The organism is Streptococcus pseudopneumoniae (genome assembly GCF_001072315.1).
In the GTDB taxonomy this organism is placed as follows: domain Bacteria; phylum Bacillota; class Bacilli; order Lactobacillales; family Streptococcaceae; genus Streptococcus; species Streptococcus pseudopneumoniae_R.
This window is the reverse complement of the sequence record NZ_JVLI01000115.1, coordinates 1-8,586: the sequence shown is the minus strand read 5'-3', so window position 1 is coordinate 8,586 and position 8,586 is coordinate 1. Positions and strand designations below refer to the sequence as shown.

At 36.6% G+C, this 8,586-nt stretch carries 9 protein-coding genes; 7 read left to right on the top strand and 2 right to left on the bottom strand.

Translation table 11 applies throughout. The annotated features are described in order from the left end of the window. Window positions 1–479: 479 nt before the first annotated feature. Entirely contained in the window at window positions 480–3,173 is a 2,694-nt protein-coding gene (locus ADH54_RS06060) for an SEC10/PgrA surface exclusion domain-containing protein (RefSeq protein WP_049524420.1), read from the bottom strand. A 144-nt stretch (window positions 3,174–3,317) separates the two neighbouring features. On the opposite strand from ADH54_RS06060, the gene ADH54_RS06055 reads away from it, so the two are divergent. Further along, window positions 3,318–3,653, top strand: coding sequence for a helix-turn-helix domain-containing protein (locus tag ADH54_RS06055; protein WP_049524418.1), 336 nt, complete (start codon window positions 3,318–3,320; stop codon window positions 3,651–3,653). Between the two features lie 51 nt (window positions 3,654–3,704). On the opposite strand, the gene ADH54_RS06050 is transcribed toward ADH54_RS06055, so the two are convergent. Beyond that, a complete protein-coding gene (locus ADH54_RS06050; protein WP_049524417.1) occupies window positions 3,705–4,271 on the bottom strand; it encodes a hypothetical protein in 567 nt (188 codons plus the stop codon). Window positions 4,272–4,489: 218 nt separating this feature from the next. On the opposite strand from ADH54_RS06050, the gene ADH54_RS06045 reads away from it, so the two are divergent. The 6 genes from ADH54_RS06045 to ADH54_RS06020 form a co-directional block, all read left to right on the top strand. Further along, a complete protein-coding gene (locus ADH54_RS06045) occupies window positions 4,490–4,882 on the top strand; it encodes a hypothetical protein (protein ID WP_049524416.1) in 393 nt (130 codons plus the stop codon). Between the two features lie 168 nt (window positions 4,883–5,050). Continuing rightward, window positions 5,051–5,533 carry a hypothetical protein gene (locus ADH54_RS06040; protein WP_049524419.1) on the top strand — a complete coding sequence of 161 codons (483 nt, stop codon included), beginning with the start codon at window positions 5,051–5,053 and terminating at the stop codon, window positions 5,531–5,533. A 1-nt stretch (window position 5,534) separates the two neighbouring features. Continuing rightward, window positions 5,535–6,257, top strand: coding sequence for an ATP-binding cassette domain-containing protein (locus ADH54_RS06035; RefSeq protein WP_049524415.1), 723 nt, complete (start codon window positions 5,535–5,537; stop codon window positions 6,255–6,257). 332 nt (window positions 6,258–6,589) lie between these two features. Then, window positions 6,590–7,219, top strand: a complete 630-nt coding sequence (locus tag ADH54_RS06030) for a replication protein (protein WP_049524414.1) — start codon at window positions 6,590–6,592, stop codon at window positions 7,217–7,219. Between the two features lie 46 nt (window positions 7,220–7,265). Then, window positions 7,266–7,529 carry a helix-turn-helix domain-containing protein gene (locus ADH54_RS06025; protein ID WP_049524413.1) on the top strand — a complete coding sequence of 88 codons (264 nt, stop codon included), beginning with the start codon at window positions 7,266–7,268 and terminating at the stop codon, window positions 7,527–7,529. A gap of 66 nt (window positions 7,530–7,595) precedes the next feature. Beyond that, a partial coding sequence (locus tag ADH54_RS06020; protein ID WP_049524412.1) for a tyrosine-type recombinase/integrase occupies window positions 7,596–8,586 on the top strand: 991 nt, incomplete at its 3' end.

Genomic DNA, 8,586 nt, shown 5'->3' with positions numbered 1-8,586 from the left:
CCATAAGGTAAACTTTTGAGTGCTTTGAAACGTTGATATAATCGTATTGATTAACGTTTTGAGGCAACTGACTTCGTCATGTTGCAGCCACATTTGTAAGCGACTAAAGTCGCAACAACTGTGTCAATTGCACCAATTTAGTAAGAAAGTACAAAAAGAACACCCCGAAAGGTGCTCTTTGTAAGTATAGTAATTCTTTCGAATTAACGTTTACTAAATTGTGATGCTTTACGAGCTTTCTTAAGACCTGGTTGGGGCACCACTTATTTCATCTAATTTCAAAGTGCTTTAAAATCAACGTTTTCATAGGTTTTCAAAAAATAAAATTTCAAATAATTTCAATCAGTTTCATTAAAATAAGGTAAACTTTCATAAAAAATAAGTAAAAATCGAACCAGAATATCAAAAGTTTTCCTTATATAAAATTTATACATATTAGAACAACACCATAGAAAAGAGAGCCTCCGCTCTCTTTCTTTTTATCTATTATATTTTCGTTTTCCTGCTAAAGCGAGGAGTCCAACACTTGCTCCAAGCAATGCTAAAAGCCCTGAATCCTTTGTTCCTGTATTTGGAAGTTGTTTCTTAGGTTCTACTTTTGCATTTGTAGCTTGTGCAGGAGCTTGATATGTTTTATCGTCTTTAGTTCCCACTGTCGCAACTACAGCCTTATTCTGAGCCTTCCCATCCACAACATCAACTACTTTACCGTCAGCGTCAAGGACAGGCTTAACCTCCCCACCTGCATTACGGATTTCTTCTGCTCTGTCTTTCAAAGCCTGCAAGCGTTGTTGTTCAGCAAGGTATGCGTCATGGTCAGCTTTGAGTTGCTTAAAGTTCTCATACCCACGAGCCTTAGCTTCTGCGATACCCCCAAGGCGAGCCAACTCTTCCTTAGCAGTCTCCAACTCAGCACGAAGTACACCAAGTTTAGCATTAACGTCAGTAAGTTCTTTGTCCAAAGCCTTAAGGACTTCATCACGGTGTGTAAGAGCAAGTTCAAGTACTGTATGAGTGTCAGTAGCTTCTTTAGATGCTTCACGTTTACGGAATAGGTCTTGACCAGCTGACTTACGAGCCAAGACTGCTACATCATGAGCCTTAGTAAGAACTTCCAACTCACCCTTAGCTGTAGCAAGAGCCTTGTCTGCATCTGATTGTTCTGCTTTAGCATTAGCAAGAGCTGTTTTAGCTTCAGCAAGAGCCTTAGCTTTGTCAGTAGCATTTGATTTAGCTAGAGCAAGCGATTCCTTAGCAGTTTGCAATGCTTTAGTGTCCTGCGCTAGTTTGTCTTTAGCGTCAGCAAGAGCCTTTTCAAGAGCTGGAACATCAACTTTGTTACCTACCAAATCAGAAAGATGAGTACGAGCATTAGCAAGAGCTGTTTCTGCGTTAGTGTATGCAGTTTGGGCTGATTGTACTGCTGATTTAGCTTCTTGAGATGCTTTGACCGCACCATCATAGGCTTTTTGGGCAGTTTCAACTGCTTTAGCGTCTACCTTCTGAGTAGTTGTAGTTACCTCTTTAGTAGGAGATAAAGTGAGACTAGTCTCATACTGTGCCCCAAGCTGACTATAACCATAACCTACACCTACACCAAGATTTGTTTTATCAGTATCACGGAAACCTAGAAGTGACAAAGCACCACTATACGGTTCTTCGCTAGAACTTGTACCTGCTGAACCAAAAACTGCCTTAACAATACCCTCATACATAACTTGCTTGATTTGAGCCATAGTTGAAAGAGTACCCTTGCCTGTGTAATCTGGGATATCTTCTTTACGAATACCCAGAGCATCCAAGTCAAACTTAGCGGACTCTTTACCCATAGCAAACTTCTCAGCTAGAGTTTTCATGTAGTTTGGACTTACCTTACCATCTGTTGCTTTTTCAAAAGGATTTGCATAATGGTTAAACTGAGTAGCCAATTCAACAGAACTTTCACTAACCTTAAGAGGTGCAGTACCAACCTTAGCACGCAAGTCATTAACGATAGACGCTGCATACAAACTCAATTTAGTTGCTTGCTCTTTAGATAGGTGTTGGAAATCAACAATTTCTGTTTTATCTGTGTCTTCACTACCGTAAGCAATATCCTTACCTTTGTAGAAATAACTACCCGTGAAGTTGTAATTAAACAAATTTGAAGCACCTACGCCAGTCTTGGCATCAATGTAAGGTTTACCCACTGCTTTCTTAACATCAAGAACATTGCCTGTACCATTAGCTAGGGCTTTAATTGCCTTAATGTACTCATCAGACAAGACTGGAGAGTAAGTTGCCTTTGGAACATCGTATAATGTTTCAGAAGTTGTAGTTGTCTCAGTAACACCTTGTTTAGCTACATCAAGAGCTGATTTAGCTGAGTTAACTGCCTTATCTTTGTTAGATTGGTCAGCTTTAGCGTTGGCAAGGGCTGTAGTAGCTTGAGTGAGATTAGACTCAGCGCTAGATACCCCACTTTGAGCGTCTTTGATAGCTTGGTCTTTGTTAGATTGAGCTTTTTTACCGTTATCAAGGTTGACTTGGGCAGTTGCTACGGCTTGAGTGTCTTCAGCGACCTGAGTAGTAAGGGTAGCTACCTCTTTTTCAAGGGGAGCAACATCAGTAGTAGATGAAAGAGCATCTACTTTTTTCTGAGCGTCAGCTACCTTATTAGCTGTAGCAGTTGCAGTTTTCTCAGCATTAGATACTACCTTTGTTTGGTCTTCGACTTTCTCAGCAGTCGCAGATACAGACTTATCAGCATCAGCTACAGTCTTCTCAGCAGTAGCAAGTTCGCTGGCTTTCTTGTCAGCGTCAGCCTTAGCCTCAGCAACCTTTTCAGGTGTAACCGTCTTAGCTTCATCTACCTTTTTAGTAGTTTCAGCGATAGTCTTTTCAGCATTAGCAATGTTTGCTTCAGTAGATGCAACAACCTCTTTTTGCTTAGCTACATCCTGACTAGCCTTGTCCGATTCAGCCTTAGCCTTATCAACATCAGCTTGGCTAGGAACTTTAGGGACTACCTCGTCCTGAGCAACTACCCTAGTTGCAGGCTCATTAACGGCTACTTCAGTCTCACTAGCCGATACCCCAGTAGATACCCCAAAAGCAGTAAGTGCTAAAGTAGAAACGACAGCGCCTGTGCGCAATTTCTTGATGGTTCCGTGACCTTGAGTGTTTGATTCCATCATATAAACTCCTTTTGATAGTTTTATAGTCCTATTTTATCACATGTTGTAGTATTTTAAAACTATATAACTGTTTTTTTCTCTTTTTAAGTAGTTTTTAAAGGACACAAATTCCAGTATGATAGGATTTAAAGAGGTACTGAGATGACAAAAACGAACCTACAATCCTATATCAGCAAGCGAATCCGCCTACTGAGATTGCAAAAAAATATCACCCAACAGCAACTAGAGGAGCTGGCGGACTTACCATTAAAATATACTTATAAATTAGAAAACCTTGAACCAAATATCAAAATCAAAACCCTTGAAAAAATCATGGACGCTCTTGATACAGATATAGAAAGTTTCTTTGACATTTCTCTTACTGAAAGTAATCCGCTGATAAATCAATTATTGTTTAAGCTGGAAAAATTAGCACCTAGTAAGCAGGATAGGGTCACAAAACTTTTGATTGATTTTCTAGATGAGATAGAAAAATAAGCCGAGTCACATACAGCATGACTTGGCTTTTTTTAATTTGCTAATGCTAATTTAGTTTTTAGTTTCTCTCTTTATATCATGCCTTGTTTTAATACCATCGTAAATTAGTTCAGGTATCTGCTCCCCAGACAAGCCTTGTCTTGCATTATTGAATAGCCAATCTAATAGAAAATATTTATCATAATTTTTACCTGTTAGAGAATTATAATAATTCATTGCAACTAGCCCACTAGTTGCTTTTTCTAGACAATCTAACAAACCTAGTTCTTCTAATTGCTTAGCAAATCTAAGTGAATCTTCTTTTAAATAATCCTGAAATATTTTTTCTCTATATATCGTATCTACAACAGAGAAATTTAGAATTATATCAAATATTTTGCTGTTTTTTTTAGGCACAGTGAAAGGAACTTGCTTTTTGTATTCTTTTTCATAGCGTTTTAATTGTGATAAGGATAAATAACCAGATTTTTTAGTATAGATATTATAATTAAAGAATTTTTTTAAAAATTGTTCTTGTGATAGATTAAGTTCATGTCGTTGCTTAAATAAAATTTCAGATAGATTTTTAGAGATAAAATCTATCTGTTTTTCTTTCTTTAAATCAGAAAAATGAAACATATAGCTCCTCCTTTTTCACCATTATAACATCTTTTTAAAAAAGTGTCAAAAGTAACGTGTTATACGACACCAAGCAATACTAAAAACCTCATTGAATAAATGTTTTATTTCGTGTACAATAGTGTCATAAGTTAGCTAACTAATTCAAATATAGACCGTCCTATCGTTAAAAGTTAAAATTGCTAGTCAGACGGAAGATGAGCAAAGGAGGCATTCATATGTCTAAAGAAAAAAAATTATCAGTAGGAAACTACGAAAGCGCAAGAGCATTTTTAGATGCTTTATCAACTTCTATTGATATCTCGTCAGATATCAAAGTAATTGATACCAACACTGGAGTCATTAACGAAGGTCAAGAAAATCAACGGCTATGGGCTTCGCTAATATGCGTAGATGTCGAACTCTATGAACAGTTCGCTAGTATTGGTCAAGAAAATTACTGCCCGACGTTCAAAGTCAAGTTGAAGAACTATCAAAACGAGAGTTTAGATGGTTTGGTCAATACTGACATCATACTTAACAAGTATGACTTGTCATTTGTTCTTGACAAGTTGAAGCAACCGGTCGGACTCGCTCTTGTAGCTGAACTTGCTGATATTTCATTAAGATAAGTGACGAACATAGTGAGTTATCATCTGCATTGTTTAGATGATAACTACTCACTATATGACGAGGTAACATATATGTTGATACAAATATTCTTTTATCTTATTCTTGCATTATTTATATGGCAAGGTTTTAATACTCTATACATCTCTCTAAAACGACAGTTTCTCATTGTGTCAGATGAGGTTGTTAAGAGAAATGAAAATTTATGGGAACAATGCCTCTTGTTAACAGGCAAGCAAGTTAAGTTTATAACTACATTGATTCAAAATGTCACACTTTGGTGGTTCAATAAGAAAGCTGATGAACAACTACAAGTCCGAAAAGGTACTGTCTTACAAAACGTGGTCAATCATCTCAATCAAAACTTATCTCATGATTTACAGTTAAAAACTATAAATCCTGCTACCACACGAGGTATAGATGTTTGGATCTATCTCGCTAATAATCTTGACACAAACTCCCAAAAGGAGCTTGAAGATTATTTCATGGGAGTGTTGGCTAAATACACAAATGAATTTGCTCTTGACTATATGCACATAGAAATGAATGTTGGTGCTGGTTGGGTTGCTAAATTTGATGTCAAAACAATTGAAGAGGCAACATACAATCGTATGGCAAGACAGACTGAAATCAAGCAAGAAGAGGACTTCTAATATGATTAAAAACGTTTTTGAAGTCAACAACAGAGGTCAACCCACTCCTGTTTCTATTGACATAAACCGATACCATGCCTGGATTATTGCAGGCCCATCAGGGGTAGGCAAGTCAACGTTCTTGCGCAGACTGGTAGGATTGATTTCCTTTTATGACGAAACTGCTGAAGCATATTTCATGGATTTTAAAGCTGATGAAGATATGTTTTCAATGACCGGCAATCATGTTGCTAGAGGTTTTGAATGCCTTGAGTTGTTTGAGACTGTTTATGATCGCTTTCAAGCCAGACTTAATAAATCGGAAGAAAAAACTCATAATATTTATCTTATCTTTGACGAGTGGCAGGCATTCCTAGCTTATCTTGAACAAATTGATAAAAAAAAGCACAAGGAAATACTGTCTAAAATGCTAATGATGAATAGTATGGGCAGAAGTCTAGGTCATAGGCTAATCTTATCCAGTCAGCGGTTCTTATTAGTAGATTTGCCCGGACGATATAACTTTAACTGTGTTATATCTTTGTCTACTAGCTTTCTGCTAGCAGCAAACAACAGACAACTCCTTTTTCCTGATATGGAAAAAGATGAAGTTGTAGTAAAACCGAGAGGATATGGCTATTTCCAACTTGAGGGAGAACCTGTTAAGATGTTTCGTACGATTCAAGTAAGGGACGAGGAACGGTTAAATCAACGGATGCAGGAGCTATTTTCAAGATATAGCTAGCGATTTTTCTGCTACACTTGTTTGATGCGACACTGGCCTTACAAATAGTTTCATCGGTATAGGTGTCGGCACGACCTCATTAGCAGGAAAATGCCTATTCGCAAGGGCTTGAGGGGTGGAGATTTTTTAAGCGCAACGAATGCCAACGGCAGAGAGTGAAGCGCCAAAAAATACTACCCCATCCCTTGCTGAATTGGCAAGCGTTTTCGGTTCGATGGGGTTTCATCGGGCAGGAGAGGCTAGGGTTTGGGGCAAAGCCCCAAGAGAAGATTTATTGGGGTTACTACGACCCCCAATAAATCAATAATCAATAATCATAGAAAGACGATAAAATGGCTAAAGAAAAACGTTCAAATAAATGGGCATTCCTATTCTATAAGGAAAGTGCCCCAGAAAATTATTTAGAAATTCTCGAAGAGTTGCACATTCCATTTATTCTAAGTCCTTGGCATAATAAGGACATTAACAGGGAAACTGGGGAATTTAAAAAATCGCACAAGCACGGAGTCTTATTTTTTGAATCGCTAAAAAGTTATTCCCAAGTATCAGAGCTTCTTACTGAGAAACTCAATACACCTTCCCACGTTGAAGTTGTCATGTCACCAAAAGGTATGTATGATTATTTCATACATGCAGAAAATCCTGAAAAAACTTTATACAATATAGAGGATATTGAATCAGGTTGCGGATTCGAACTTGATAAGTTCTTGATAGAGCAAAATTCAAATTTATTTCTAGAAACTGTTATCGATGTAATCACCGATAACGATTTTACCGAGTTCGAAGACTTAGTTCACTACGCTAGAAATAAAGATATTTCACTACTGGGATTAATAATTGAACGAACCTACTTTTTTACAAAATTTTTAGATTCTAGACGCTATAATCCCCAAAACAACAAAAAAAACTCATCAGAAGATACTTTGGCGAGCAATACTGATGAGGCAAATACAGATGATTAAAAATCAACTGATACTTCAATTATAGCACAATAGGGAGAAATAACTTATGCAAGTAATTCTACCAGACGAACAAGTTCAACAAATTCAGCACCTACTCGCTGAACTTATCACAAAAGAAATTGAAAAGAAACTGCACCATAGTAACCTTGAAAGCCCATTTTTAAACAAACAGCAGGCTTGCCACTATCTAGGCATCTCAAACAATACTCTAGATAGTTGGATCAAGAAAGGACTGCCTACAATAAAAATAGGTAAGACTATACGATTTAATAAAGAGGCCATTAATTCATGGCTTTACTCACAAAACTAGAAATATCTATATTTTTGTTTTATAATAGTCATGATATTTTCTGGTTCGATACACAAGGAGGATATCATGCCTATCAGTAAGACAAAGAACGGTACTTTTCGCTTAAAAATCTATATCCCAATAGAAGCACGAATGCCACTTGGTATCGTTAATAGCAACTATTACGATAAGCGATTTAAAACAAGGAAGGAGGCAAGACAAGCTGAGATAGACTTGCTTACCAAGTTAAATCAAATAGAAGATAATGAATTTACAGGACTAGCAAAAGGAGATATTCTTTTCTCAGACTTCTATAACAATATCTGGTGGGAATCTTATAAAGAAGGACAAACTACATCTACTTCTAAACCACCAAGTAGGTCAACAGTTGCTAATACCAAAACCTGTTTTGAAAAACATATACTACCACTTCTTGGAAACTATACGATACAGTTTCTAAATCAAAACAAGCAGGTTATCCTAAATCTAATGACGTCTAAGGCTAATGAATATGCAAACTTCAAATCTTTACGTAGCTATGTGATTTCTATTTTTGACTGGGCAGAAGAACTTGAATATATAGAAGCTAATAAGGTTGCAAAAATATTAAGAAGAATAAAGGCCACTAAAAAGATTCAACTTGCAGAGTCAAAGAGAGAGGAAGATTTATATCTAACTCATGAACAACTCCAAGAGTGGTTCTCAGCATTTCAAGAAGATTTAGAGAATGATAAAATAACCCTTAAAGATTATGTCCTATTTTATCTCACTTTTTTCTTAGGCGATAGAAAATCTGAAACCTATGCTCTTCAATGGAAACATATCGATTTTTCAAAATCACAGATTCAGCTAATTCAAGCTTTAGATAGATATGGACAAGTGAAATCTACTAAGGGAAATAAGAAAACTATTTTCTCTATTTCTAATGACTTACTTCAACTCCTTACCTCTTGGAAAGAACAACAAAAATATGAACTGGCAAAATTTGGCATCATCAGTAATCCAGAACAATTTATTTTTACATATATCGACACAAAAGGAAACATCAATAAGCCTTTACATGCTGACTATCTAAACA